This is a genomic window from Metabacillus sp. KH_069 (genome assembly GCF_057838075.1).
The window spans coordinates 3,612,018-3,637,842 of record NZ_CM174460.1 but is presented as its reverse complement, the minus strand read 5'-3'; the positions used below and the strand labels follow the sequence as shown (position 1 = coordinate 3,637,842).

At 41.6% G+C, this 25,825-nt stretch carries 26 protein-coding genes and 1 pseudogene; 16 read left to right on the top strand and 11 right to left on the bottom strand.

Annotated elements, in window-relative coordinates:
- Positions 1-30: 30 nt before the first annotated feature.
- Positions 31-936, bottom strand: a complete 906-nt coding sequence (locus AC3ISE_RS18350; protein WP_489222072.1) for an exonuclease domain-containing protein — start codon at positions 934-936, stop codon at positions 31-33.
- 117 nt (positions 937-1,053) lie between these two features.
- Here AC3ISE_RS18350 and AC3ISE_RS18345 point away from each other — a divergent pair, with 117 nt between their 5' ends.
- Genes AC3ISE_RS18345 through AC3ISE_RS18335 form a run of 3 tightly spaced genes read left to right on the top strand, consistent with a single transcriptional unit; the run spans position 1,054 to position 2,770 of the window.
- Positions 1,054-1,467 (top strand): BlaI/MecI/CopY family transcriptional regulator, encoded by a 414-nt coding sequence (locus AC3ISE_RS18345; RefSeq protein WP_489222071.1) that lies wholly within the window; start codon positions 1,054-1,056, stop codon positions 1,465-1,467.
- A gap of 1 nt (position 1,468) precedes the next feature.
- Positions 1,469-2,320, top strand: a complete 852-nt coding sequence (locus tag AC3ISE_RS18340; RefSeq protein ID WP_489222070.1) for a M56 family metallopeptidase — start codon at positions 1,469-1,471, stop codon at positions 2,318-2,320.
- A 60-nt stretch (positions 2,321-2,380) separates the two neighbouring features.
- Positions 2,381-2,770: a DoxX family protein gene (locus AC3ISE_RS18335; protein WP_489222069.1), complete on the top strand. Its 390-nt coding sequence runs from the start codon at positions 2,381-2,383 to the stop codon at positions 2,768-2,770.
- A gap of 158 nt (positions 2,771-2,928) precedes the next feature.
- Here the strand turns inward: AC3ISE_RS18335 and AC3ISE_RS18330 are convergent, their stop codons facing one another.
- On the bottom strand, positions 2,929-3,759 hold the full coding sequence (locus tag AC3ISE_RS18330; RefSeq protein ID WP_489222068.1) for an STAS domain-containing protein: 831 nt from the start codon (positions 3,757-3,759) through the stop codon (positions 2,929-2,931).
- Positions 3,760-4,130: 371 nt separating this feature from the next.
- On the opposite strand from AC3ISE_RS18330, the gene AC3ISE_RS18325 reads away from it, so the two are divergent.
- Together AC3ISE_RS18325 and AC3ISE_RS18320 are read left to right on the top strand one after the other, a co-directional pair.
- The gene (locus tag AC3ISE_RS18325) at positions 4,131-4,388 is read left to right on the top strand and encodes a CBO0543 family protein (RefSeq protein ID WP_489222067.1); all 258 of its coding nucleotides are present in this window, start codon (positions 4,131-4,133) and stop codon (positions 4,386-4,388) included.
- On the top strand, positions 4,381-4,854 hold the full coding sequence (locus AC3ISE_RS18320) for a CBO0543 family protein (protein WP_489222066.1): 474 nt from the start codon (positions 4,381-4,383) through the stop codon (positions 4,852-4,854). The genes AC3ISE_RS18325 and AC3ISE_RS18320 overlap by 8 nt, the downstream gene beginning before the upstream one ends.
- 34 nt (positions 4,855-4,888) lie before the next feature.
- Here AC3ISE_RS18320 and AC3ISE_RS18315 read toward each other — a convergent pair whose 3' ends face one another.
- The 6 genes and pseudogenes from AC3ISE_RS18315 to AC3ISE_RS18290 form a co-directional block, all read right to left on the bottom strand.
- Complete coding sequence (locus AC3ISE_RS18315) at positions 4,889-6,211, bottom strand: 6-phospho-beta-glucosidase (RefSeq protein WP_489222065.1); 1,323 nt, start codon at positions 6,209-6,211, stop codon at positions 4,889-4,891.
- A gap of 2 nt (positions 6,212-6,213) precedes the next feature.
- Complete coding sequence (locus AC3ISE_RS18310) at positions 6,214-6,534, bottom strand: PTS sugar transporter subunit IIA (RefSeq protein WP_309194379.1); 321 nt, start codon at positions 6,532-6,534, stop codon at positions 6,214-6,216.
- A 12-nt stretch (positions 6,535-6,546) separates the two neighbouring features.
- Positions 6,547-7,864 (bottom strand): annotated as a pseudogene (gene celB / locus AC3ISE_RS18305) (PTS cellobiose transporter subunit IIC).
- A gap of 5 nt (positions 7,865-7,869) precedes the next feature.
- Positions 7,870-8,184, bottom strand: coding sequence for a PTS sugar transporter subunit IIB (locus tag AC3ISE_RS18300; protein ID WP_133312348.1), 315 nt, complete (start codon positions 8,182-8,184; stop codon positions 7,870-7,872).
- A gap of 393 nt (positions 8,185-8,577) precedes the next feature.
- Complete coding sequence (locus AC3ISE_RS18295; protein WP_489222064.1) at positions 8,578-9,006, bottom strand: hypothetical protein; 429 nt, start codon at positions 9,004-9,006, stop codon at positions 8,578-8,580.
- Positions 9,007-9,044: 38 nt separating this feature from the next.
- Complete coding sequence (locus AC3ISE_RS18290; protein ID WP_489222063.1) at positions 9,045-10,376, bottom strand: 5'-deoxyadenosine deaminase; 1,332 nt, start codon at positions 10,374-10,376, stop codon at positions 9,045-9,047.
- A 210-nt stretch (positions 10,377-10,586) separates the two neighbouring features.
- On the opposite strand from AC3ISE_RS18290, the gene AC3ISE_RS18285 reads away from it, so the two are divergent.
- A complete protein-coding gene (locus AC3ISE_RS18285) occupies positions 10,587-10,805 on the top strand; it encodes a Rok-like winged helix domain-containing protein (RefSeq protein ID WP_070875820.1) in 219 nt (72 codons plus the stop codon).
- Between the two features lie 160 nt (positions 10,806-10,965).
- On the opposite strand, the gene AC3ISE_RS18280 is transcribed toward AC3ISE_RS18285, so the two are convergent.
- The gene (locus AC3ISE_RS18280; RefSeq protein ID WP_489222062.1) at positions 10,966-12,339 is read right to left on the bottom strand and encodes a TerD family protein; all 1,374 of its coding nucleotides are present in this window, start codon (positions 12,337-12,339) and stop codon (positions 10,966-10,968) included.
- Positions 12,340-12,553: 214 nt separating this feature from the next.
- On the opposite strand from AC3ISE_RS18280, the gene fabF reads away from it, so the two are divergent.
- Complete coding sequence (gene fabF / locus AC3ISE_RS18275) at positions 12,554-13,789, top strand: beta-ketoacyl-ACP synthase II (protein WP_489222061.1); 1,236 nt, start codon at positions 12,554-12,556, stop codon at positions 13,787-13,789.
- A 64-nt stretch (positions 13,790-13,853) separates the two neighbouring features.
- Here fabF and AC3ISE_RS18270 read toward each other — a convergent pair whose 3' ends face one another.
- A complete protein-coding gene (locus AC3ISE_RS18270; protein WP_489222060.1) occupies positions 13,854-14,753 on the bottom strand; it encodes an NAD(P)/FAD-dependent oxidoreductase in 900 nt (299 codons plus the stop codon).
- A 347-nt stretch (positions 14,754-15,100) separates the two neighbouring features.
- Between AC3ISE_RS18270 and AC3ISE_RS18265 the strand changes: the two genes are divergently transcribed.
- Complete coding sequence (locus AC3ISE_RS18265) at positions 15,101-16,219, top strand: acyltransferase (RefSeq protein WP_489222059.1); 1,119 nt, start codon at positions 15,101-15,103, stop codon at positions 16,217-16,219.
- 154 nt (positions 16,220-16,373) lie between these two features.
- Positions 16,374-16,688, top strand: coding sequence for a TM2 domain-containing protein (locus tag AC3ISE_RS18260; protein WP_489222058.1), 315 nt, complete (start codon positions 16,374-16,376; stop codon positions 16,686-16,688).
- A gap of 112 nt (positions 16,689-16,800) precedes the next feature.
- On the opposite strand, the gene AC3ISE_RS18255 is transcribed toward AC3ISE_RS18260, so the two are convergent.
- Positions 16,801-17,790, bottom strand: a complete 990-nt coding sequence (locus AC3ISE_RS18255; RefSeq protein ID WP_489222057.1) for an FUSC family protein — start codon at positions 17,788-17,790, stop codon at positions 16,801-16,803.
- Positions 17,791-18,068: 278 nt separating this feature from the next.
- Here AC3ISE_RS18255 and AC3ISE_RS18250 point away from each other — a divergent pair, with 278 nt between their 5' ends.
- From AC3ISE_RS18250 to menC, 7 genes are all read left to right on the top strand, one after another.
- Positions 18,069-18,950 (top strand): sulfite exporter TauE/SafE family protein, encoded by an 882-nt coding sequence (locus AC3ISE_RS18250; RefSeq protein WP_489222056.1) that lies wholly within the window; start codon positions 18,069-18,071, stop codon positions 18,948-18,950.
- A 569-nt stretch (positions 18,951-19,519) separates the two neighbouring features.
- A complete protein-coding gene (locus AC3ISE_RS18245) occupies positions 19,520-20,314 on the top strand; it encodes a 3D domain-containing protein (RefSeq protein ID WP_489222055.1) in 795 nt (264 codons plus the stop codon).
- 164 nt (positions 20,315-20,478) lie between these two features.
- Entirely contained in the window at positions 20,479-21,330 is an 852-nt protein-coding gene (locus tag AC3ISE_RS18240) for a MurR/RpiR family transcriptional regulator (protein WP_489222054.1), read from the top strand.
- A gap of 24 nt (positions 21,331-21,354) precedes the next feature.
- Positions 21,355-22,734, top strand: coding sequence for a YjiH family protein (locus tag AC3ISE_RS18235; RefSeq protein ID WP_489222053.1), 1,380 nt, complete (start codon positions 21,355-21,357; stop codon positions 22,732-22,734).
- 16 nt (positions 22,735-22,750) lie between these two features.
- The gene (locus AC3ISE_RS18230; protein WP_489222052.1) at positions 22,751-23,869 is read left to right on the top strand and encodes an amidohydrolase; all 1,119 of its coding nucleotides are present in this window, start codon (positions 22,751-22,753) and stop codon (positions 23,867-23,869) included.
- An 18-nt stretch (positions 23,870-23,887) separates the two neighbouring features.
- Complete coding sequence (locus tag AC3ISE_RS18225) at positions 23,888-24,697, top strand: GNAT family N-acetyltransferase (RefSeq protein WP_489222051.1); 810 nt, start codon at positions 23,888-23,890, stop codon at positions 24,695-24,697.
- A 1-nt stretch (position 24,698) separates the two neighbouring features.
- Complete coding sequence (gene menC / locus AC3ISE_RS18220) at positions 24,699-25,808, top strand: o-succinylbenzoate synthase (RefSeq protein WP_489222050.1); 1,110 nt, start codon at positions 24,699-24,701, stop codon at positions 25,806-25,808.
- Positions 25,809-25,825: the final 17 nt, after the last annotated feature.

The following is a 25,825-nucleotide window of genomic DNA, read 5'->3' as shown; positions in this document are numbered from 1 at the left end:
ACAAAAAAAGAACAGCTGCACGCTGTTCTTTTACCAATTAAACGAAGGCTCTTTTTTCTTCGCCAGTTTTTCAATCATAATCTCTACCCTGCAGCCGTGTTCTCCTTTTTCATTCACAAGCTTTTCGATAACTTTCGCTTTGAGCTGAAAAGATTCTTTTAAATAGCCAGTCAGCTTTTTGCTGGGGGCAGCACCGATGAAGCCAAGATAGTTGAGGTCCGTTGTATATACATGAAACCGATCTGTCTGCTCTTCTTTTTTGAGCAGCAGTGTATCGTTTTGATTAATATGAGGCAGATAGGTTTGCGGACTCGTTCCGTCTGCACTTTTCTGTTTTACACCCGAAAGCGAACATTTAATGGACTTTACCTTTGGTGCAGAAGAAGGTTCTGTTAAAGCGACCTGCAAATAAGATTTGCCTTCGTAATTCGTGCTTTTCAGCAGCAGGTGCAGCTGCTTCACATCATCGAGAGCACGGTGAGTCTGGACGGCAGCCAGCTTGTGACTATGTAATAGGCTGATTAACTTGGCACTTTGATATCCGTATTTTTTCCACGGTATATTTCTGGCAGAGCAGTACCATTTCTTTGAATGCAGCTCTGGGTACATTTTAGCGGTGAAGCTTCTGTCAAAAGAAGCATTATGAGCGATAATAAAATCAGCCCTCTGAATCGCTGACTTTACTTTTGTATCATCAAATGATCTGCCCTTAACATCTTCAAAAGGAATTGAATGGATTCGAAAGGCAAATTCATAATTTTTTCTGGCTGAAAGAGACAAAGGCTCTCTTAAGTACGAATGCTCTTCAAGCGTTTCTAAAAAGACATCTGTATCTGTATCATAACGGAACAGCAGGAAGCCAATTTCAATCATTTCGTCCTGAATGGGCGACAGGCCTGTTGTTTCCACATCGAGAATCATACCGGTAAGAATCATGCGTGTTTTCCCCCTTTCTACTAATCTACCATCTATTATTAGATTGAAACAACTTTAAGAATCATTTGACTCGGGAGTATTTGCACATTACAATGTGTAGTGTGAGGTGTTGTTATTGTGAAAATCCAGCATTTTAAATTCAATGAAAAAGGGTTAAATCGATTTTTTGGTCCATTAGAAGCTAAGATTATGAATATCCTTTGGAGTTCATCTGAGCTGTCGATTAAAGATGTTCAGCAGAGGCTTGAAAAAGAGAAAAAAATGAGCTTTAACACGGTGATGACTGTCATGAACCGGCTTGTCGAAAAGGATGTTCTGACGAAACGCTCTGAGGGAAGAGGATCATTATACCGCCCGGTTCTGACAAAGGAAGAGTTTCTCGAAGCACAATCCAAAGAGCTTACAAACGGATTGATTGACGAGTTTGGACAAATTGTCGTGAGTCATATGATTGACAGCATAGAGGAAGCCGATGAAAACTTGATTGCAAAGCTTGAGCAAAAAATAAAAGAAATGAAAAAGGGAAAATAGTATGTGGGAAAAAAGATCAAAACAAGTATTTTTAGCTTGTGTGTCCGTCTCAATGATCCTGCTAATTCAAATGACGATCTATCTTTTTCGCAAATTGCTTGGCCTTCCGATTGAGTTTAACCTGATTCAATTGTGCAGCACAGCTCTTCAGTCCCTGGGGTTTACGTCGCTTGAGTATTTACTGGAAGTGATTATTTATGCGACCATGTCCATGACAGTCTACAAGATTGTGAAACAGCTTTATCTCTCACATACCATTCATAAAAAAATGGCTAAAAAGATGAACGCAGCTTTAACGGTTCAATACAATCGGCAATTTTCATTTCCAAAAGAGACCATCCAGGTGATTGACGAGGAAGCGGTCCTTTCTTTGACGATGGGGTTTTTTCGTCCGAAAATCATTCTTTCTGCCGGACTTTTGAATTTGCTTGATGAAGGAGAACGACAGGCCGTTGTTTTTCATGAAATTTATCATCAAAAAAACAGGGATCCTCTGAAGCTGTTTGTTTTATCCGTATGCTCATCGGTGATGTGGTATATTCCGATTCTTAGCTGGTTTTACCAAAAATACAGAACCATCCGCGAATTGCTGGCAGATCATTATGCCATCAGCAGCCTGCAGTCTTCAGCAGATTTAGGAAGTGCGCTGCTCAAAATCTTGAAAACAAATCAAAAAAAGAAGCTATTATCATTCTCGTATGCACCATTTGCAGACACGGCAATAAATCTCAGAATCCAAAAAATTCTTGATCCATTCGCAGAGACGCCATTAGATATGCCGCTTAAAAAGGCCGCGGTCTCTATGCTGGTTTTCTTTATGCTGCTCTCGATGTTTTTGATTGAGCTGTCCTAAAAAATTTTTAAAATTTACACTACGGCATGTAGTATAAAATGAAAAGGAGTGTTTTTTCATATGAAAAAGAATGCAGAACTTGGCGGGCTGGTTGTCCGCGTCGCTTTAGGAATTATTTTTTTCGTGCATGGCTTGGCGAAATTTCAAGGAGGAATTGAACATACAGCCGGATTTTTTGACAGTATAGGAATTGCCGGTTTTCTTGCTTATCCTGTAGCCATAATAGAGGCTGCGGGAGGAATCCTCTTAATACTTGGACTGGGCACTAGAATTATTGCTGCTCTTTTCGGGCTGATTATGCTCGGAGCCATCTTTACAGCTAAACTTGGCAGTGAATTTATCGGCGGATACGAATTGGATGCGGCCCTGCTTGCAATGTCAGCCTTTCTTGTTTTGAGCGGCAGTAAATTTCTTTCGATAGAGCAGCTCATTTTTAAAAATAATTACTAAAAAAGACGTGCTGCACGTCTTTTTTTAGAGATAAGAAAGTATAAAATTTTGCGCTTCGATGGCGAGCGGAATCGCCCAGATCTCGGCCAGAACGGATCCGAAAGTATTGGCAGAAAGCGCCTTTCTGTCGGATCCTTATCTGTCTGCCTGCGCTTTTCTTAATTCTCTTTATATAAAAACTTTAATGCGTGTTTAAGCTGCCCGAAGGTACCAAGGTTTCCAAAGTCGATCCCGAGCTGGATCGAGGTTTGGGCGATTTCTGGGCGAATGCCTGTTATCGTGACCTCGATGCCAAGTAAATTCATCATTTGAATCATTTTAAAAAGCTGGCCCGCAACCATTGTATCTATCAGTAAAACGCCGGACATATCAATCACAATATGGCTTAAGTTCAGCTGCTCGGCTTTTTTAATGGCGCTCTCTGAAATAAGCATGGCCCTGTGTGTATCAATATCGCCAACGATCGGCAGTATGCCTATTTCATCTGAAACGGGAATGATGGGGGTTGTTAATTTATAAATCATGGTTTTATGAGCTTCCATTCTTGCTTCTGATACCTGATGATAGTAGCGGGTAAAGAGTTCGATTGCATGATCAAAAGCAGAGTGGATGTTTTTGCTCCAATAAAGAATATCCTCTGAAGTAATTTCATCCTTATGAATAGAGATATAGGTTTCCACGGTATCCCACAATATCATCCTAAATCGTCTGAATTGCTGAATCGAACGGTAAAGAGGCGTTTCAGACATCGCCCGCTTTGTTGCAACCTCCTGTGCCCAGCTGCTGACGCGATCTGGTGATGGATCTTCCAGAAGATTGACGATCGTATCAATGAAATGCTGATTTTGCTCCCGAATTTCTTCTCTTATATCTTCTGGAGCATCTATCGAATAGACGGACACGGGTTCGTGTGTTCTGGATTCCAGCCAGCGGGCTGTCATCTTCTCTGATTGTTCCCTTAAGAAATCATGCAGCGCCTTTGTTTTCATGAACGTCTCTCCCATATAAAAGATATGACCTATGTACAATCACTTTATCATAAAAAAATCCAACATCCTATTCCTTCTCACATAATTTTCTATTTATGAACCGATAGTAATAAAAAAATAGAAATGGGAAAAGAGATTATGATCATAGAGAGATGGATTATAGCAGGTGCGATTGTTCTCAGTATTTTATTAATCTGGAAATTTGTCCCGAAAGAGAGAGCCAGAGAAGCCTGGGTGCCATTTCTTTCAATGAGCTCACTGACATGGGCAGCCGGTTTAATTGTCGTCGAAAAGAGATGGATTTATTATCCTGTTCAACTTTTCAGCAAGGAGAATCAGGTAAATGAATCGAGCTTTACCTTTGAGTTTTTTTGTTCCCGGTACTGGCAATTTTGTTTAGTCTTTATTATCCTTCATCCAAAAAAATTCATAGTAAGTGGCTCTATGCAATTGTGTTCTCTGGAGTTTTTACTATTGCTGAAGTTATTCTTGAGAAGTACACAGATACTGTGGAATATGATGAATGGAAATGGTACTGGACATTCTTCTCAGTCATGCTGATCCTGATGGTGAATCATCAATATGTCATGTGGTTTAAAAAAGGACTAAAGGGAGAAAATCATGCGTGAGATCCTTGTTCTACTGTCACTTTGGGGATTGGCCATTTTATTGCTTGTGTGGAAAATCCCCAAAAATAAACGAAGAGATGCGCAAATTGTTCTTTTATTTTCACAATCGGTTGGCTGGCTGTTTGTTTATATTCAAACGCTGTCGGGAAGAATGAAATTTCCATTCAGAGAATTTCCGGATGCTACAAAAATGAGCTTCACCCTGTATTATCTTTTTTATCCGGCCATCGGAGTCTTGTTTATTCTCGGTTATCCTAAAAAGGGGTTTTGGCACAAATTCCTTTACTTTTCTTTATCCGCATTTGGCATTCAGTTATCAGCGTGGCTGCTTGCTGAATATACAGATTTGATGGAGTATACCAGGTACAGCTGGCTGTTGACTTTTCTGGTTAATTTTATGATCTTGGTGATTATACGGATTTTTTACGTTTGGTTTCAGAAGGGATTTACATATGAAAGAGGATAATAAGAGAACCGGCCAATTGCTGGCCGGTTCTGTTTTACATGAAAAAGAGAGGAAGATGCTCCTTATGAGCTTCAAGCATCTCATCAAGTATTTTTTTTCCAGTAGCATCGGATGCTACTAGAGGATTAATTGTCATTGCGAGCAAAGCTGTGCTGTAATCTCCAGTAACTGCGGCCTCTGCTGCTACACGTTCAAACGATTTGATTTGCTGGACAAGACCGCGCACAGCAACAGGCAAATCACCAATGGCAAGCGGTTTAGGACCATCCTTTGTGATAACTGAGCTGATTTCAATCGCAGAATCATGGGGAAGACTGGCAATCGCTCCATTATTCATTGTATTTACGGGCTGAATGTCCCGTCTGTCTGTATAGATGGAGTGAATCAGCCTGACAGCAGCATCACTGTAATAGGCACCGCCGCGTTTTTCCAGCTGCGGGGGCTTGATTGAAAGCTCCTCATCTTGATAGAGTTCAAACAGCTCATCCTCAAGCTTTTTTACCACTTCTGCACGGGTGCCGGCGGTTTCGGCACTTTTCATCTCTTTTTCAACCATTTCCCTCGTTTTGTAATAATACTGATGGTAAGGACACGGGAATACGTTCAGAGCTTTTAGAAATTCAGGCTCCCATCCGAGCGCCACAATATTCTGCATGGTGACGGATTGCTCCGGATCTGTAATCAGATCAATCACTTTCTGCTTAACGCTGATGCCGTCTAAATAGACATCAAGCCCGTATACCATATGATTTAAGCCTGCAAAATCAATCCGTACCCGGTGATGTTCAACATTTAATAGCTTAGCCACGCCCATTTCCATCCCAATCGGCACGTTGCAAAGACCGACAACCTTTCGGATATTGCTGTATCTCAGCACAGCCTCCGTCACCATTCCTGCTGGATTTGTAAAATTAATCAGCCAGGCATCGGGACAATGGGACTCCATTTCCCTGCAGATGTCCAGGATAACAGGAATGGTGCGGAGCCCTTTAAACAATCCCCCGGGACCATTTGTTTCCTGGCCAAGTACGCCGTATTTCAGCGGAATTCGTTCGTCTTTTGCACGGGCTTCTAATAACCCGACCCGAAATTGGGTTGTAACAAAATCTGCGTTTTCCAATGCTTCCCGCCTATTAAGAGTCAGGTGAATAGAGATGGGCACATTTGCTTTTTCGACCATGCGCTTTGCGAGGCTGCCGACAATCTCTAATTTCCTTTTTCCCTCAGGAACATCCGCAAGCCAAATCTCTGAAACGGGAAGTTCATCATAGCGTTTAATGAAACCCTCAATCAGTTCAGGCGTATAAGATGAACCTCCGCCAATCGTCGCGACCTTTAATCCTTTTTTATTCGTCAAGCTTACACCTTCTTTGTCTGCTGATAAATTTCAACGATTTCGGCAGCAAGATCTTTAACGGTCATTGCAGTCATTAAGTGATCCTGCGCATGTACAAGGATGATAGGGAGATCGTACTTTTCACCGCCCGCTTCTTTTTGAATCAGCTCTGTTTGAAACCGGTGAGCTTTGACGAACTCCTTATCCGCTTCCTCAAGTTTTTCAAAAGCAAGGTCAAAGTTTCCTTTTTTGCATGCCTGTATTGCTTCCATCGCAAGGCTTCTTGCATTGCCGCTATGGGCGATCAGATGGAAGGAAAGCTCGTAAAGCTGTTCTTTATTCATAGATTCCCTCCATTATGAAGCAGCTTGATTTTCTTCGCTGAATTTCTGTTTATCCCACATGCGGAAGAAAGGATAATAGATAAAGAAGGCAATCAGCATGTTAATCAGCTGCATAATGAGCCCTGATATCTTTCCTCCAGTAGCCAAGTATCCGCCAAAGAGCGGAGGCATTGTCCATGGAACACCGATTCCTGCCGGTTTAGCAACAAGTCCAGTTGTCATGCAAATGTAGGTTGCGATTGTAATCGCAATAGGTGTTAAGATAAATGGAATAATCAGCAGCGGATTCATGACAATCGGCATTCCAAATGTAACCGGCTCATTAATATTGAACACACCCGGTCCAATGGACAGCCGCCCAAGCTGCTTCATCTGCTGGCTTTTTGCAAGGAAAAGCATACAGAAGACCAGTGAAAGCGTGGCACCGGATCCGCCAATATAGACGAAAAGGTCAAAGAACTGCTGAGTGAAGATATTCGGCAGGGCTTCTCCAGCTTGAAAAGCAACCCTGTTTTCATCCATGGAAGTGAGCCAAATCGGTCCCATGACTCCGCCGACGATGCTTGCTCCGTGAAGACCTGTGGACCAGAGAAGCTGAATCAGGATAACAGCGACAAGACTGCCGATCAAACTGCCGCCAAGGACGCCGAGCGGTTTACCGAGAAGGATGCTGACCACATTATGAAGACTTTCAAAGGACGTATTTTCTACCAGTAGACGCAAAAGCCACACAGTAGTAAGAATAAAGAATCCAGGGATAAGCGCAATAAACGATCGGCTTACGGCAGGGGGAACACCGTCTGGCATTTTAATAACCAGGTTTTTCTGAATGACGAACCGGAAGATTTCAGTTGATAGGATAGCAAGAAGCATCGCTACAAATAGTCCTTTGCTTCCCATTAAAGCGGAAGGAATGGCACCGCCGACCATAACAGCTTCTGATGCACCTTCTGCAAGAAATGGAACTTGATAGGGAGTTGCTAAGAGGAATGCTGCTACTGAGACCGCACCAGCTGTAAGCGCATCAACTCCATACTTTTCAGCGAGACGGTAGGCAATCCCAAAAGAGGCAATCAGCGCCATAATGTCAAACGTAGCACCTACAGGATAAAGAAGCTTTGTCAGCCACTCGTCCCCAAACACACTGGCCATGAACTCTGGATATCCTTTAATCGGAAGAAATCCGAGAATTAAAAACACAGAACCGATTATAATGAGCGGCATAGTAAGAATAATTCCATCCCTTAAAGCCTGAAGATGCCGCTGTCCTGCAACCTTGGCTGCGAGCCACCATAAATTTTTCCTCAAAGAAGCGATTGACCTTTCCCATCCTAGTCACCCCTTAGCTGAATTAATAAGCCCATACGCGAAATTCAGTACTTCCTTTCCATTGCATGTTCCATAATGGAGCATATTGATGGAATCTACCGGAATGCCGCGTTCCTGCCCCTTTGTCTTTAATTGCGGCAGCAAATAGCGGACTTGCGGTCCAACAAGCAGAACATCCGCCTGATCCAAATGCTTGTTTACTTCACTGGCGCCAACAGCCCATATCCTGCAATCGAGTCCTTGCTCTTTAGCGCTTGCCTCCATTTTGGAAACAAGCAGGCTTGTTGACATCCCGGCAGCACAGCATAATAAAATATTCACCTTACCAGCCCCTCCTTTTGTAAGCGATTTCATAAGTTGTTCAAAAAAATAAACGAGCTTAATAATAGGTATGGAGAATTTTTTGAAATATGTATAAGCCGGAAGCGGGATATTAGAAAAATTAAGGAGGACAGGCTATCTGGTGGGAGAAATCTGAAGTTGAGGAATGGTGATAGAACGGTGATTTACATCGAATAGAACGTATAAAGAAAGACTGATAACCATATTAAAGAATTGGTTTAAGTTTAAATAGAAACTGAAAGACTATTTTGGTAAATGTTGTATTTAAAAGCCTTGAGTGGAGCGGAAAGGAACGGACAACATTTATCATGAAAAACAACAATCTATGCGAAAACAGCCTAAAAAAAAGAGCTTCTCAGCCTGAGAGCTCTTTTACAAATCAACATTTTTATTTTTGCCCCTTTTGAAAATACTTCTGATGATCAAGAAGACAATGATGAGTGCGATATAAATCAAGAACATGGCAATGAATCCCCAAAGTCCTACAATAGCATCAATAAATTCCATATTTCCTCTATTAGTCAGGGCCTGCTGAATCTCAATTCCAAATACGAGAACAAACATAAATGTCAGAGTATATAAGAATGAAAGAGCAGTAATGCCGAATGGCAGCTTTGACAGCCATTTGGATAAAAGGTAGATGAACACGAATACACCCATTCCGATGATGCCCATAATCCAAAAATGCAAGTCTTTATCTGTCACGTTCAGTCCAAGCGTCTGGTAGGCAGCCGCATTGATCATGTCGTGTATATTATTAACGATTTCAGCTAGAAGCTTAATAAAATCTTTCAGAATCATTCACTCATTTCTATTAGGTGATGACTCTATTATACATCCTAAGTCAATGCCGCTCTTTTCAGCAGGCGATGAATGGAGTTATTGGCTTCTCGTAATATCATTTCCTTATCCATTGTTTTCATGATGCGGTTTTCCATCACGATTTTTCCATTGATGATCGTTGTCTCAACATCTCCGCGTCCGGCAGAGTAGACAATTCGCGAGATAGGGTCAGAATCTTGAGAAGGATATGTATGGAACTGATTGAGATTCAGAATGGCCATATCTGCCTTTTTTCCTACCTCAAGGCTGCCAATTTCTTTTTCTAATCCTGCAGCCTTAGCTCCGCCGATGGTCGCCATCTGAAAAACGGTTTTCGCATCCATGGCTGCAGGACCATGAACCGGCTTTTGAAGGAGGGCAGCAAGCCTTATTTCATTAAACATATCAAGATTATTGTTGCAGGGAGCACCATCCGCTCCAAGGCTTAAGCTCACATTCATATCGAGGAGTCCCTTTGTATCTGCCACACCGGAAGCAAGCTTAAGGTTTGAACCGGGGCAATGGCTGACGTGGACGCCTCGTTCTTTAATAATCCGCTTCTCATTGTCATCAAGCCAGACGCAATGGGCAAGAATCAGGCGTTCATTCGCAAGTCCGAGATGATCTAAATAGACAATGTTTCTCATGCCTGTTTCTTCAAGAACGACCTTAATTTCTTCTTGATTTTCAGAAGCGTGTGTATGAACTTTCACATCGTGTTTGAACGATAGCTCTCTTACTTCCTTTAAAAGCTGTTCTGTGCAGGAAATAACAAATCTTGGAGAAAAAGCATAACGGATTCTGCCGTTATCGTGCAAATTCCATTTCTCCAGTAAATCTACACTTTCCTGAATAGAGGCCTCCGTTTTCTCTCTAAGACCTGAAGGCACATCAAATCCTCTATCCATCATGACTTTGCCTGATAACGCGCGTATTCCGCTTGCGGCAATAGCCTGAAAAGCAAAATCGGTATGGTGAACGGTTTCCATGTCAACAATGGTTGTCGTGCCGCTTTGAATCAATTCCCCAATCCCAAGCATTGCCGAATAAAAGACAGATTCTCCGTCGTGAGATGCTTCAAGAGGCCAAATTCTTTTTTTCAGCCAATCCAATAATTCTAAATCGTCTCCTCTGCCGCGGAATAGTGTCTGGCATAAGTGAATATGTGTTTGAACAAACCCGGGAATAATGGTCCTGCTGGAAGCATCAATAATTTTTTCAGCAGAATTCTGCAGATTTGGTCCCATCGCTGCAATCAGGTCATCTTTAATAAAAAGATCTCCTGTGAAAATGTCATTCTGTTCATTCATGGTAATAATTTGTGCATTTTTAATAAGTAGAGAGTCCATAGAAAACCTCCGCCCGAAAAAGTGACATGCATCATTATATGCAAATTTCTGAATGGGAATTTTATAAAAATCGAAGTCATAAAAAGTTAATATAGGAATATAGTAAATATACGAATCAACGCTTTAACGTTTTAAAACGTTGTAGATTTAAGGGGGATTTCCAAGTAAAATAGATAAAATAGGAATTTTATCAGAAAGGGATGGAGAACTGTGAGATATACAAAAAAAGAGTCTAATGAATTGATTGCAGCTGCTTTTCATCTTTTAAGAAACCGAAAAGTAGCTACTCCTAAACAAATTGCAGATGATCTGGAAGCTCAGACAGGCAAACGGGTATCGTCTCCCTCCGCATTTATGGTAAAGGTTATTGAACGCTATCCTTCTGTCGTAAAACCAAGAAGAGGGGTTTATATGATCAGGGAAGGATAAATTTTTTTCTGATTTTCTCTTATTCTACTATAGAAAAATCGTAAGTACTTCAAGTGTGTGAGAAAATGTAACAGCCTTTTTTCATGAAAAAGAACCCCTGATTGATTCAGGGGTTCTATTTTTATGAGATAAGTTTCAATATCTGGCGCTTCCGCTTTTCTTATGAAAGAAATTCATTTGGGTTTAAGCCAAGTTCATTGCAGATATCAGCTACCACTCTTTGCTCATTGTGATCGAAATGGCCGTCAGCATAGCCGATTGCGATGCAGTAGCGAGCTACAAGTCTCGCAATTTCAGGCTTGGATCTGACTCTGCCAAGTGCTTTAAATGCTTCAGCACGGCCAATCATAGGGTCCCTTTCGATTCGCTGTACATATAAATTGAATTGCTGTATGACTTTATTTGTATCAAAAACGCGCAATTCCTCGCTCTGATTCACAAATTCCATCATTTTTTGACGCTCTGCCGGATCTAATCTTCCATCTGCCATTCCTACTAGCGCGCATGCAGAAACAACGGCTTCAAGCACATCCTGGCTTTTATACTTCTGGAACAATTCCATTGCTTTTCTTTTCTGCTGATTGGCCCAATCTGCATAGTCTGTCTGATTTGGAGACCATGAATTTCCGCAGCTGCTGCATGTGAACTTCAGCTTGTTTTTTCCGATGAATCCGCCAAGCAAGCCGACAGGACCGAGGATTAATCCGCCGACAGCCGCTTTCCCAAGACCAAATCCTTTTTCTCCAGTTCTGACATTTGTTGAGTGACAGCGGGTACAGCTGATGTTTTCGCCGCTGTATGTCTGTGATCCCTGGGAAGGAGGCTGGGAATAAGGCTGGCTTGTTTGCCCAAATGTCTGATTCTGCTGACCGTATGATGGAGCTGGCTGAGAATATGCAGGCTGCGACTGGCTTTGCTGAAATCCTTGGGAATGAATGCCTGCCGCAGGGGCGGGTTCATCGTCTACAGTTACTCCGAAATTCCGGCACAGTGCTGCAAGTCCGCCCTGGAAGCCGCTTGCAATTGCATTGAATTTCCATTCGCCGTTATGGCGGTAAAGCTCTGCTGCCACAATCGCTGTTTCAACAGTGAAGTCTCTGCCAAGATTAAAGCGAAGAAGCTCTTCATTATTAAGAGGATTAAAAATTCGGACATACGCATTTTGAACTTGTCCAAAGTTTTGCTGCTTCATTTGTGCATCATGAATCGTAATGGTAAAGGCAATACGGTGGATGGACTGAGGGACAGCCGTCAAATTAATCTGAATTTGTTCATCATCCTGGTGTCCTGCACCTGTGCGATTATCGCCAGTGTATAGAATCGAGCCATTTCCGCCTGAAGGATTATTGTAAAAAACGAAGTCAAGATCACTGTTTACTTTGCCGGATTGTCCAAGCAAGAAAGACGAGGCATCGAGATCGTAATTAGCACCATGCTGGCTCACGTCCCATCCTAATCCTACAATGACATTCTGAAGACCGGGGTTGGATTTAGTTAAATCAACTTTTTGACCTTTGCTGAGAGTAACACCCATTCAATTGTTCACTCCTTAGGTAATTTTTCTACAGAAAAAAATTTCTATAATATGTAAAATCAGTAAATTTTCTTACTAATTAAATACTAAGTCTTTTAAACTATTTTTTCAATGATAAGCTGGCATTTCTTTAAAGAGAGAAGATTGGTGGAAAGAGCCTGCTGCTTGATGATAGAATATCTCTACAGAAACATTTCCAGGGAGGCGATTAAGGTTGAAAAAAAGAGTTGTCGTTACAGGTCTTGGAGCTGTCACGCCGGTTGGCGGTACAGCCGAAGAAAGCTTTGATCGTATTAAAAAGGGGATAAGCGGAATTGGACCCTTATCTCATATCGATTCTAGTATTTATAACGTGAAAGTTGCTGCAGAAGTAAAAGATTTTAAACCCGAAGAGTATATGGATATGAAAGAAGCACGCAGAATGGGCAGGTTTACACAGCTCGCTGTAGCTGCAAGCAAAATGGCCGTCCAGGATGCAGATCTGATAATTAATGAAAAGAATGCAGCGAGAGTCGGAGTCTGGATTGGTTCAGGCATCGGCGGTTTAGGCGAGTTTGAAGAGCAGCACATCAAATTTTTGGACAAGGGAGTAAGACGGGTCAGTCCCTTCATTATTCCAATGCTGATTCCTGATCTCGCAGCAGGGAGAGTTTCCATTGAGCTTGGTGCGAAAGGAATGAATTCTTGTACTGTTACGGCCTGTGCGAGCGGCGCGAATTCTATTGGCGATGCCTTTAAAGTGATCCAGCGCGGAGATGCTGATGTTATGATTACAGGAGGAACAGAAGCAGCGATTACTCCGATGACGGTTGCCGGATTTTCTAATATGACAGCTTTGTCTGCAAATCCTGATCCGCAAACTGCCTCAAGACCTTTTGATAAAAACAGAAACGGATTTGTCATTGGAGAGGGAGCTGGAATTTTAATCCTTGAAGAGCTCGACCACGCACTGGCCAGGGGCGCCGAAATTTACGGTGAACTTGCAGGGTATGGCGCAACGGGTGATGCTTTTCATATTACTACACCTGCACCAGAAGGCGAAGGAGGTCAGCGTTCCATGCTGATGGCGATCGAGGATGCAAAACTGAAGCCTGAAGACGTTGATTACATTAATGCCCATGGCACAAGCACTCATTATAACGATCTTTACGAGACACAGGCCATCAAAGCGGTATTCGGCAGCCATGCTTATAAGCTTCCGATTTCTTCAACAAAATCCATGACGGGTCACCTGCTCGGGGCAGCCGGTGCAATCGAAGCTATTTTTTCTGTAATGGCTATCAGAGATAAGGTGATTCCGCCTACAATCAATTATGAGACAGCTGATCCTGAGCTGGATTTGGACTATGTTCCGAACGAAGCAAGAAATCAAGAGCTGAACGTTGTATTAAGCAATTCGCTTGGATTTGGCGGACATAATGCGACGCTGATTTTTAAAAAATATAAATAAATAGAAGAAAGCCGGCTGATGAGCCGGCTTTTTACTCTGTCTGATGTGAATGGGTGTGATCACCTTAAAGCAAACTCTTGTGAATCCATATCGCTGCCTGACAGCCATCCCCCATTGCGATTGTGACTTGTTCGGAATGAACCCCGATATCTCCCGCAGCCCAGACATGCTTTACACTCGTCTCTTTAGTTCGGGGATTCACCACTACATGCTTGTTCTGGAGTCTTTCTGCTCCAAGCATTCCTGCTAATTCAGAGTGAACGGCATTGCCTCCAAATGCAGTAAATGCCCGTTCGCCGTAAATCTTTCTTCCGTCTGAAAGTTTGACTCCTATAAACTCCGAAGGGTCTTTCACTAAAACAGAAGCGATAGCTTCATCCACGCAGACAATTCCTTTCTCAAGCAATTTCGTTTTTAGCTCCTCAGGCACATATTCTTTTTCATGATTGATATAAGTAAGATCGCTTGTCCAATATGTAAGAGTAAGAGCGAGATTTGCTCCAGCTGTTCCTGATCCAAGTATCAATGTCTTTTTTTTCTGCACCTCATAGCCGTCACAGTCAGGACAGACATAGATACTAATCCCAAGGCAGGGCAGAAGATTTGGCAAATCAGGCAGGCGATCCGTCAATCCGGTTGCCAGTAAAATTCTCATTGCCTCATGCTTCTCACCAATTGCTGTCTCCACATGAAAAATAGAACCAGCCTTCTTGACTCCTGTTACCCGGCCATTCAAAAAATGAATGCCTGACCTCTCAGCCTGCTCTTTACCAAGCTCCCGAAGCGTTTGACCGCTAACACCCTCAGGCCATCCTAAAATATTATGGTAACTTCTGCATAGGGTAGAACGGCCTGAACCGGAATCAATCACAAGAACCGTGCGATTATATCGTCCGAGCTGTATAGCAGCCTGCAGTCCTGCGATGCCTGCGCCAATGATGATGCATTCGTAGGGATCTTTCATTTGAGTAACACGCCTTTGTCTGAAAAGATAATGTTAGGTTGTGTTAATTTCGAAATGTGATTCTTAAGATTCAGCAGCAATGAGAACATTTCTTTCTATTTCCATAAAAAAGAAACATTTACCAAAGGTCAATGACTATTCAACTAACTTTTTCTGCGGTTGTTCTTATAGGTATTAAAACTGACATAGCATTACCAATTGTTAAAGCGTTTACATTATGTGCTGTTGAATCAAATGTCCCTTAGGTTAATTCAATACGAAAGAACGTTTTTTTACAAAAAGCACCACTTGTTTCGTGATTCAATCTAAACTAAGATGGGACCTAGAATAAAGGGAGGGGAAAATGAATGTCTGCTCAGTCTGCAGGTGCTGCTAGTTCAAAAAGCAGAAATTACATTTTTGAAATCCATTTTTTAAGGGCCTTTGCCTGTATCGCAGTGGTCGGTGTACATGTAACTGCGACACATTATTATGCCAATGAGCAAACATGGCATTGGTTTACGTATTTTATTAATCAGTTAGGCAGGTTTGGTACTACAGCATTCGCTGTCATCAGCGGGTTTCTCCTTTTTTATCAAGTAAAGAGGAAAGGGTTTGAAATGGGAAGCTTTCTTAGGTCACGCTTTTCTAAAATTCTGATTCCCTTTCTGATCTGGAGTTTGGTTTATCGTTTTCTGGTTTATTTTTATGATCAGCAGGCCTTCGGAGATCTTGGTTCAGAATTAACGAAGATCCTGAGGGGAGAAGCTTTTTATCATCTCTATTTTGTTGCCATTGTGGTTCAATTTTATTTTATTTTTCCATTTATACAAAAGCTTTTTCGGACAAAGGCGCTAATGATTGTCTTTGCATTTATTGCTCTCATCATCAGTTATCAATTATTTGGATTTAATCCGGAAATTGAAGGGGCTATTGGTGCGTTTTTAGCAAGTAAAACGTTTATGCCGATCTGGATATTCTATTTTGCATTTGGCGGCGTTCTTGCGTATTTCTGGGATGAAATTGTGCATTTTGCAACGAAGCGGCCGCGGCAAATGCTTGCAGTTGCCCTGCTCGTTTCTGCAGGTGCAGTCGTTGAGTACAATGTGACTGGACAAGTATCTAACCGGAGGCTGACAAACTTAATTAATCTTCCGCTTCTGTGCATTGCTACGATCGGTATTTATCCGCTGCTTTCAAAGTGGAATGTGATCAATAAGCCTTTGAAGCTGATTGGGCAATATTCAATGGGCATTTATCTGATTCACCCGATGATCCTGTATCTTTTTGCAAATCATATGCCGGATCATTATTGGACAGTATCTAATGTTCCTCTGATGTTTCTTGCCGTCATGCTGATTGCAGTAGCGTTTATCCGAATTCTGCAGTTTATACCGCATAGCGGTTATATCATACCCGTTCCGAAAATCAGAAAAACAAAGCGCCCTTCTCAGAGTGAATCTGAGAGAAGAGTACAGTCTGCATAAGCTTGTTATGAAAAGTCCGGCAAAAAACCGGACTTTTTTTGTATCGCCCAAATTTCACATAATTCATATTGAACAGCTAGAAGTTATCATGTATGATATGAAAGAATTTATAAGTCTTATATCCTGATTATATTTTACTAGATTGGAGAAAAAAATGAGCCTTAATTTAACTCTTAAACAAAACCTGTCACAGCATCAGCACGCGATCTTAGCATCTGAATTTGACAAAAGAAAGAAGTCTAAAGGGATTACCTTTTTATTATGGTTCTTTCTGAGCACATTCGGCGCCCACAGATTCTACCTGGGAAATACAGGTCTGGCAATTGCTATGCTATTGCTTGGCTGGGCTACATTATTCATCTGGCCGCTTGTTGACGGCATCTATTGTTTAGTTAAAAAAGTGGACGAAATGAACGAGGAAATTGAACGAAAAATTATTTCTGAGATTTCCACGCTTGCTGTATCATAATGAAAAGCCCTGAATCAGGGCTTTTTTAATGGATATTTTTAAATGCCCAGTTTAGACCGGGTCAGCTTCTTAATGACTGACAGCTTTTTTCACAAATCTGTCCACAAGCTGATCAAGGCGCTCGCAGCTGGAAAGCATATTCATAAATAGCTGAAGCAACAACAGTTAAGCGCTGATTTTCAAGCTTTTCAGAATCAGATTCCATCATTTGAATCAGGAAAATCCTGCTTTCCCTGATTAACGTGTCATCTTCAAACTGATCATTGGCCTTGATTTTCCCCTCATATTTAAAGAGGAGATATTCATGCCATTTAATTAATTGTTCAATCTGGGAATCAAATAATTGATCGTCAACCGTCGTACTGCGGCTTTGAAAGTAATGTTCTTCAATGACTTTTAAGACATCAGCTGCCTGCTGAATCGTTTTCAGCATTTGTTTAAAAACGACAAGCTCTCTGACATTCACTGGATTTACCTTCGCCATTTTTTCCCGTTCTTCGTCAAAAATTTCGTATAAATCCTCAAGCTTCTGAAGCTCGCTTCTAAATTCCTTTTGCTTTTCCTGAAAATATTTCTCGGTTAATTCATCTGAGATGGCTGTCCTCATCAATAAGGACATGGTTTCAAAAACCGATTGAACTTTTGTAAAGTAATTTTCTTTATACTTTGGCGGCAAAATCAGCAGATTAACAAAAAATGCAGAGGCTATGCCTATTAATATGATTAAGAATCGATTCCAGACAAATAAAATGTCTTCATTGCCGGGAGCACTCATAATCGCCAGGACCGTTACTAAAGTCAGCGATATGGTCGCTTCCATTTTGAGCTTTAAGCTGATTAAGATGACTGAAATTACAACAACCCCAGTCACAATCGGATTACTGCCGAAAAAGAAAATAGCAAATAGAGCAAGCAAGGCACCAAGTGTATTCGCCTGAAGCTGATCGAGCACTTGCTTCCATGTGCGGTAAATGGATGGCTGAATGGTAAATATAGCTGCAACACCTGCAAAAACCGAAGGCTCAAGCTGAAAAACAGAGCAGATAAATAAGGCAAGTGTAACGGATAAACCGGTCTTTAAAACTCTGGGTCCTAGTATCAAAAGGGGGAGACACTCCGTTTCTTAAGAGATAAATCTTGTGTTTCATTTAGTTTATCAGATTTTTTAAATCGAAGAAAAAGCTGGTGCTTTTTAATTTGGTGAATTAGATCAGCAAAATATCAATTCAAAATACAGAAAATTAATCCTTGTAAACACATAGGAATTATGTATAATAAAATTACATTTGAATATTTCTAATAATCAGACTGATTGGATAACCAAAGGTCCTTAACATTTTGTTAGGGGCCTTTTTCGTTTCCAAAGGGGGAGGAATTGTTTTGAGAAAGTTAATTATTTTTGCTTTCATCGGTTTTTTGGCTCAGCTTATTGATGGCTCTTTGGGAATGGCATACGGTGTGACATCAACAACGATGCTGCTGACGTTCGGCATTGCCCCGGCAGTCGCTTCTGCTTCTGTTCATTTGGCAGAAGTAGTTACAACTGCGGCATCAGGAGCATCTCATATTAAATTTGGGAATGTAGATAAGCAGGCAGTGTACAAATTAATTATTCCGGGATCGATTGGTGCATTTGCAGGGGCATGTTTTCTCAGCAACTTGCCTGGGGATCTGGCTAAGCCATTTATAGCTATATTTCTTTTAGTATTAGGTCTGTATGTTCTGCTTCGTTTTTTGTTTCACCATGAAGCACAGCAGCAAAGTGAAACCATCCCTCTAACCCGGAAAAAATCCATCCCGCTTGGATTAATTGCAGGCTTTGCAGATGCAACTGGCGGAGGAGGCTGGGGACCGATTGCAACTCCGGTGCTTCTGTCTCAGAAAGGAACATCTGCACGAAAGGTTGTGGGCACTGTTGATACGAGTGAGTTTGCGATTGCTGTTTCTGCGACACTTGGATTCTTCATTTCACTCGGATGGGAACAGGTAAACTGGTATTGGGTAGCAGCACTCATGATTGGAGGAATTGTGGCAGCTCCGATTGCGGCATGGCTTGTCAAAAAACTGCCGGCCTATCTGCTTGGTGTCCTTGTTGGAGGATTTATTGTTCTGACAAATTCAAGAACTCTGCTTACGACTTGGGCTGTTGACACTTCTGCAGTGCCATTTGTATATGGCTTCATATTAATCGGATGGACACTTGCGGTTGGATATGCAGTGAGGAGGAACCGGGTAAAGGCGGAGGAAGCGATCAGTGTTTAGAAAAATGAGAAACCCTTGATTTTTGATCAAGGGTTTCTCATTTTATAGTGAATAAAAAACAGCCTTCCCGCTTAAGTAAAACGTTTAAGATAGGAATTGTACAAATGAAGCGACCAGTAAAGAGCCTGTAATTCCAAAAATAAGGTCTTGTTTTGTCATATCCATTTTCTTTAATAATTTACCCATGTTTGATTACCCCTTTGTGCCTTTTATAAATAAGACGATTTTCGTTATTGAATTGTTTCAATGCAATTAAAATGAGATGCTTCTCTTTTCTTCAACAATAAACTATAGAAAAACAGAAACGGTACTTTTTAAATTCCCCCAGAAACAGAAAACCAAACTGGGCTAATATAACGAAACATTATAGTAGGAAGGTGTAAAATTAACTAGAATATAAGAAATTTTTAAAGGAAAACAAGGAATAAAGTGGGAATTTTCAGTTTTTTAGTAAGGTTATTGTTATAGCACTGTTACAATTGTAATAGATTTATTATCTCGCTGTTTTTTACAAGCCTCCTTTTTGTGATAACATGGGAACCATCGTAATTGCTGAAGGAGGAAAAAATATGAAAAAAACTATCTTTTCATTAGCGGCTGTAGCCGCACTAACAACTACAGCAGGATTTAGCGCACAGGCAGAAGAGGTCGTAGTAGATAAAGGAGACACTCTTTGGAGCCTATCTCAAGAACACAAGGTTTCAGTAGATGATATTAAAAACTGGAACAACTTAACATCAGACATAATTATTGCAGACAATACATTAAAAATATCAGATGAAGAAGTATATACTGTTGTTTCAGGCGATACGCTTTGGAGCATTGCAGAGAAATTTGACGCAAGTGTAGGGCATATTTCTGAGAAAAATGGATTATCAGGAGATGTTATTCATCCTGGTCAAGAGCTTGTGATCTACAGTGACGCTGACAATTCACCAGAACCAGCGCCTGCTCCGGCTCCAGAACCAAAGCCGGAAGCTAAACCTGAGCCAAAACCAGAACCGAAGGATCAAAACCCTTCTGTGGATGAAGCTTCTGCAAGTGCAGTCTCAGAAAACGACGTAGAAGGTGTTGCGAAAGAAGTAACAGTTACTGCTACAGCTTACACTGCTTTTTGTGAAGGCTGCTCAGGAACAACTGCTACAGGTGTTGATTTAAGAGCAAACCCTGATAAGAAGGTAATCGCTGTAGATCCTAACGTAATTCCGCTTGGATCTAAGGTATATGTTGAAGGCTACGGCTATGCAACAGCAGAAGATACTGGCGGTGCTATTAAAGGAAACCGCATTGATGTCTTCATTCCAACACAAGATGCAGCAATAGCTTTCGGTAAGAGAGAATTAAATGTGAAGGTTTTAAATTAATAGATTAGCAGATTGATAAAGTGCGGCAGATCTCCCCAAGGGAAATCTGCCGTATTTTTTATGGGTTAATTTCAGAATAATAAAATAATAGTTGAATGTGCAGGATAAGATTTACTATAATATAAAAAATGAAGTTTTTCCTGCATACCAAAAAAGGAGACGACATGAAATCAAAATCAATCTCACAAATTATTAAAGAAAACTATTCTTCTTTGTCGCAAGGACAGAAAAAAGCAGCTGAATTTCTTACTCTTCATAAGGATGAAGGGGCATTGCTTACTGCTTTTCAATTAGGAAAAAAAGCAGGTGTGAGTGAGACGACTGTCATACGTCTGGCCTATGCATTAGGTTTTAAAGGCTATTCAGACATGCAGGAGGCCGTGCGCAGGGACTGGCTGGAAAAAAAACAGCCGGCAGAAGAAATTCCTTCACTATCACAAGAACAGCAGGAAAAAAACTTATTCAGCAGGATTATCGATAAAGAAGCATCTGTTTTAAAGCAATTATTAATGCAAATCGATGAGAATGAAATTTGGAAGGCAGTGGATCATTTAATCCAGTCAGACCATATTTACATTGGCGGGTTTGGGAGTTCATACGGAGCTGCCTGCTGGCTGCATTACACACTCCAGCAATATAGGGGAAATGTAGCGATTTCAAGTCCGGCAGGATTCTCCCTTGAAGACATTCACGATCTGAATCAGCATTCTGCGGTAATCATTTTCTCTTTTCCAAGGTACCGAAAAGAAGCCCTTGAGCTTGCAAAATGCTCTCAAGCACAAGGGTCAAAGGTGATAGCCATTACAAACAGGCAGCTATCTCCTGTTGGACAACTTGCCGAAATCACGCTGACAACTGAGGAAAAGGCAGATTCGGGTCATCATTCCATAGCATCTGTCGTCAGTTTATTGGAAGTGATTATGGAAGGTGTTAAACATCGGGACCGCGACAGAATCAGCATTCGACAGCAAAAATTAGAACAGCTTTATACGGATCAGGGGTTATTTTTAGAGTGAAAACATACATTGGGGTGGGTCTAGATGAATGGAGTGCCGAAATTAAATGAAAAAACAGAGTTCAAAACGTTTCCTGCAGGAGACATTTTAACATTCTTGATTCCTTCACTGATTGGAATCTTCTTATTTATATTGCCAATCATGACGGAAGACGGGATGACCATTCCGGTTGCTTTTTTAGCCGGACAGATTAACTCGTACATAGGTGATTTTATTCCTGCTATTACTGTTTTAATTATGGTTCTTTCCACAGCAGGATCACTTGCTGCTGCAGTCATGAAGCCGAAATTTATAACAGAAAGTACTTATTTAAATACGCTCCTGAACGTCAGCCCGTTTTGGCTGATGGCGAGAGTTCTCGGAACCGTTTTTGCGGTAATCACCTTCTATAAGATAGGATCTGAAATGATTTTTTCAGAGAATACAGGAGGTCTATTAATCTATGATTTGATTCCGATTCTCTTTTCTACATTTTTATTAGCAGGACTGCTGCTGCCGCTTTTATTAAACTTTGGATTGCTGGAGTTTTTTGGAGCTCTGTTTTTAAAAATCATGAGACCTGTGTTTACGCTCCCGGGCCGAGCTTCACTTGACTGCCTGGCTTCATGGGTAGGGGATGCGACAATTGGGGTTCTTTTAACAACAAAGCAATATGAGGAAGGGTATTATACAAAGCGTGAAGCCGTTGTTATTGCGACAACTTTCTCTGTTGTTTCTATCACGTTTACAATCGTTGTTATTAACTATTTGAAATTAGAACAGTATTTTCTGCATTATTATGGAACGATTGTTGTTGCGGGACTTGCTGCCGCTCTCATTATGCCGCGCATACCGCCGCTTTCAAGAAAAGCAGATACTGGCTATGAAAAAACGGATCTTAAAGAAGAAACTGAAATGCTACCGAATATTTCTATCTTCAAATGGGGATTTCAGCAAGCTGTATCTAAAGCAAAAAAGAATGACGGACCTCGAGCTGTATTAAAAGAGGGAGTTCAAAATGTCGCGGATATGTGGTTTGGGGTTTTGCCGATCGTCATGGCCATTGGTACGGTGGCGCTGGTTATTGCGGAATTCACTCCATTTTTTACGTATTTTGGAAAACCTTTTGAACCGATTCTTACTCTCATGCAGGTTCCAGAAGCTGATAAAGCAGCTCAAACTATGGTGGTCGGATTTGCGGATATGTTTTTGCCGGCAGTAATCGGCAGCGGGATTGAAAGTGAAATGACACGATTCATTATTGCATGTGTATCTGTTACACAGCTTATTTACATGTCTGAAGTAGGCGGTTTACTGCTTGGTTCAAAGCTTCCGGTCACTATTTTTGATCTGATTCTGATTTTCTTAATCCGAACGTTAATTACACTGCCTATTATAGTAGTATTCGCTCATATGATTTTTTGATAGGAGGCAAGACAGAATGAACTTTGCAGACGAACACAAGGAAGAAATTCTAAAAACTTACCAGGAGCTGCATCAGCTTGCCGAGCCCAGCTGGGAGGAAGAAAAAACCTCCCAGTATTTAATAGAAAAACTAGTAAGTGCAGGCTTCACGGTCCAAACCTATGAAGGGCATTTCGGTTTTACCGCAGATCTTGAAGGGGAGAAGTCGGATATTATCGCTCTCAGGGCAGATATGGATGCCCTGGTTCAGGAAGTGGACGGCGAGATTAAGCCTAACCACTCATGCGGCCACGATGCACACAGCACAATGGTTCTGTTTACAGCACTGGCTCTTTCAAAACAGAAGCTGAAGCATCCGGTCCGGTTTATCTTTCAGCCGGCAGAAGAAAAGGCGGCGGGCGCACTTAAAATGATAGAGGAAAACGTACTTCAGAATATAAAATTTCTTGGCGGCATCCATGTGCGCCCAGTGATGGAAATTCCGTATGGAAAAGCCGCACCCGTTATTCTGCATAGTTCAACTGCAAGTATAAAAGGAGTTATAAAAGGGGTGCCTGCTCACGCTGCAAGACCAGAACTAGGAAATAATCCGCTTGAAGCCGCAGCCCTGTTAATCGGCGCGATACGCCAAATACGCTTGAATGCAGCTGATCATTATTCGATTAAAATAACGGAACTGCATGGGGGAGAAGCCTCCAATTCCATCCCTGAGAACGCTCGCTTTACCCTTGATTTGAGAGCAGAATCGAATGACACGATGGAGATGCTTCTTAAAAAAGCGGAGCATACGATTTCAAAGACAGGAGAGTTAACCGAAACAGAAATCACTTCAAAGGTAGAGGAATATTCACCGGCAGCGGTAAAGAATACTACTGCGATTGAGATTGCACGAAAAGCGATCACCTCCATTCTCGGCGAAGAGAATGCTGCAGAGGCATGTGTATCTCCCGGGGCAGAGGATTTTCATTTTTACACCGCAGAAAATCCGGGAATTGCAGCGACAATGATCGGACTCGGCTGCGGATTAAAGCCAGGTTTACATCACCCAAAGATGCAGTTTAATCAAGAAGCTTTAATTTATGGCACAAAGATTTTAACACAAATGGTGCTGGAGGCAGATCAGCAGCCATGGTAAATATGGAGGAGAGATTTTTTGAAAAAAGAAGTGCAGGAATCATTGATTATCCGCAATCTTCAATCGGTTAATGAATTGGAAGAAGTCAAGCGTCTTGAAGCAATGATCTGGAGTTTGGAGGATGCTGTGCCTGTGAATCAAAGTATAGCTGCCGTGAAAAACGGCGGCTTTATACTGGGGGCATTTTTTAAAACGGAGCTCATTGGCTTTCAATACAGCTTTCCGGGGTATGACGGGAAAAAAGTGTATCTCGTTTCCCACAGCTTAGGCATCCATCCGGATTACCGCAAATTTGGAATCGGAGAAAAACTGAAAATCGCTCAAAAAGAAACAGCACTGGAGATGGGATATGACCTGATCACCTGGACTTACGATCCGCTGGAAACAGTCAACGGAAATCTGAACTTACATAAGCTTGGAGCTATTGCCACGGAGTATATTCCTAATGTTTACGGTGAAATGGCGGATCATTTGAATGCCGGGATTCCGACAGATCGTTTTTTGGTCGAATGGCATTTGAATGAGCCAACTCGATCATATTCGAAAGAAGCAACTATTCCATATGCTCTTTATACATGTGAGAAAAAAGATTTTCCTTTTCCGGAGAGAACAGACCTGACACTGAATAGTCCGCATATTTTCGTCCCCGTGCCTGGACAATTTCAGGAAATCAAAAAGGCAGATTTCAAGCTTGCTAAAAAATGGAGAGAGAAAACAAGCGAAGTGTTTACCCATTATTTGAGTCAGGGTTTTGCAGTCTCCGATTTAGTGAGAGACAAACAGCACCTTGGGCAGTACTTATACCTCTTAGTGAAAGGGGAAGGATGAAATGGAGATTAAAAGCATTATCCTCAGACAAATTAAAATGGATCTGCTGCACCCTTTTACAACAAGTGTCGGAACAGAAGAAGATAAGGATATCATCTTAGTGGAAGTGAAATCGAAATCCGGCTTATCAGGCTGGGGAGAATCTGTTTCGATTACACAGCCAATTTATAATGAAGAAACAGTCAAAACAAACTGGCATATGATGAGCGACCATTTGATTCCCCTTCTTTATCAGGAGCCCGTCAGTCATCCTGATGAGGTGTCAGAGAGATATAAGAAAATTCGAGGAAACTATAACGCCAAAGCAGCGATTGAAATGGCTGTATGGGATCTCTATGCAAAAGAGAAAAACATGCCTTTAGCAAAGGTGCTCGGCGGTGTAAAAGATAAAATTGAGGTTGGAGTAAGTGTTGGTATTCAGCAATCTCAGGGGAAAATGCTAAAACAAATTGAAAGTTACTTAAAAGACGGCTATAAGCGGATTAAAGTGAAAATTATGCCGGGATGGGATGTAGAAATCATCAAATTAATCCGTCAGGAATTTCCGCATATTCAACTGATGGCCGATGCAAACTGCGCTTATACACTGAACGATATAGAACATCTCAAAGCACTCGACGAATTCGGATTAACGATGATTGAACAGCCGCTTGATCATAATGACATCGTTGACCATGCGAGACTTCAGGCCGAGCTCAAAACGCCTATTTGTCTGGATGAAAGCATACATAGTGCAGAAGATGCCAGAAAAGCGATTGAGCTTGGAAGCTGCAGGATTATCAATCTTAAAATCGGACGTGTCGGCGGTCTCACAGAATCACTGAAAATTCATGATTTATGTGAGCGTCACAACGTTCCGATGTGGTGCGGCGGAATGCTGGAAGCGGGAATCGGAAGGGCTCATAATATTGCCATAACGTCCCTGAGCAATTTTACTCTGCCTGGAGATACAGCTCCTTCCTCACATTATTGGAAGCGGGATATTATCACACCGGAAGTGGAAATGAAAGATGGGTACATTTATGTTCCTGAAAGTCCGGGAATCGGGTTTGAACCGGACATGGAACAAATCGAGAACATTACCTCATACAGCCGTTTTTATCATTATTAATTATGGCATCACAACAC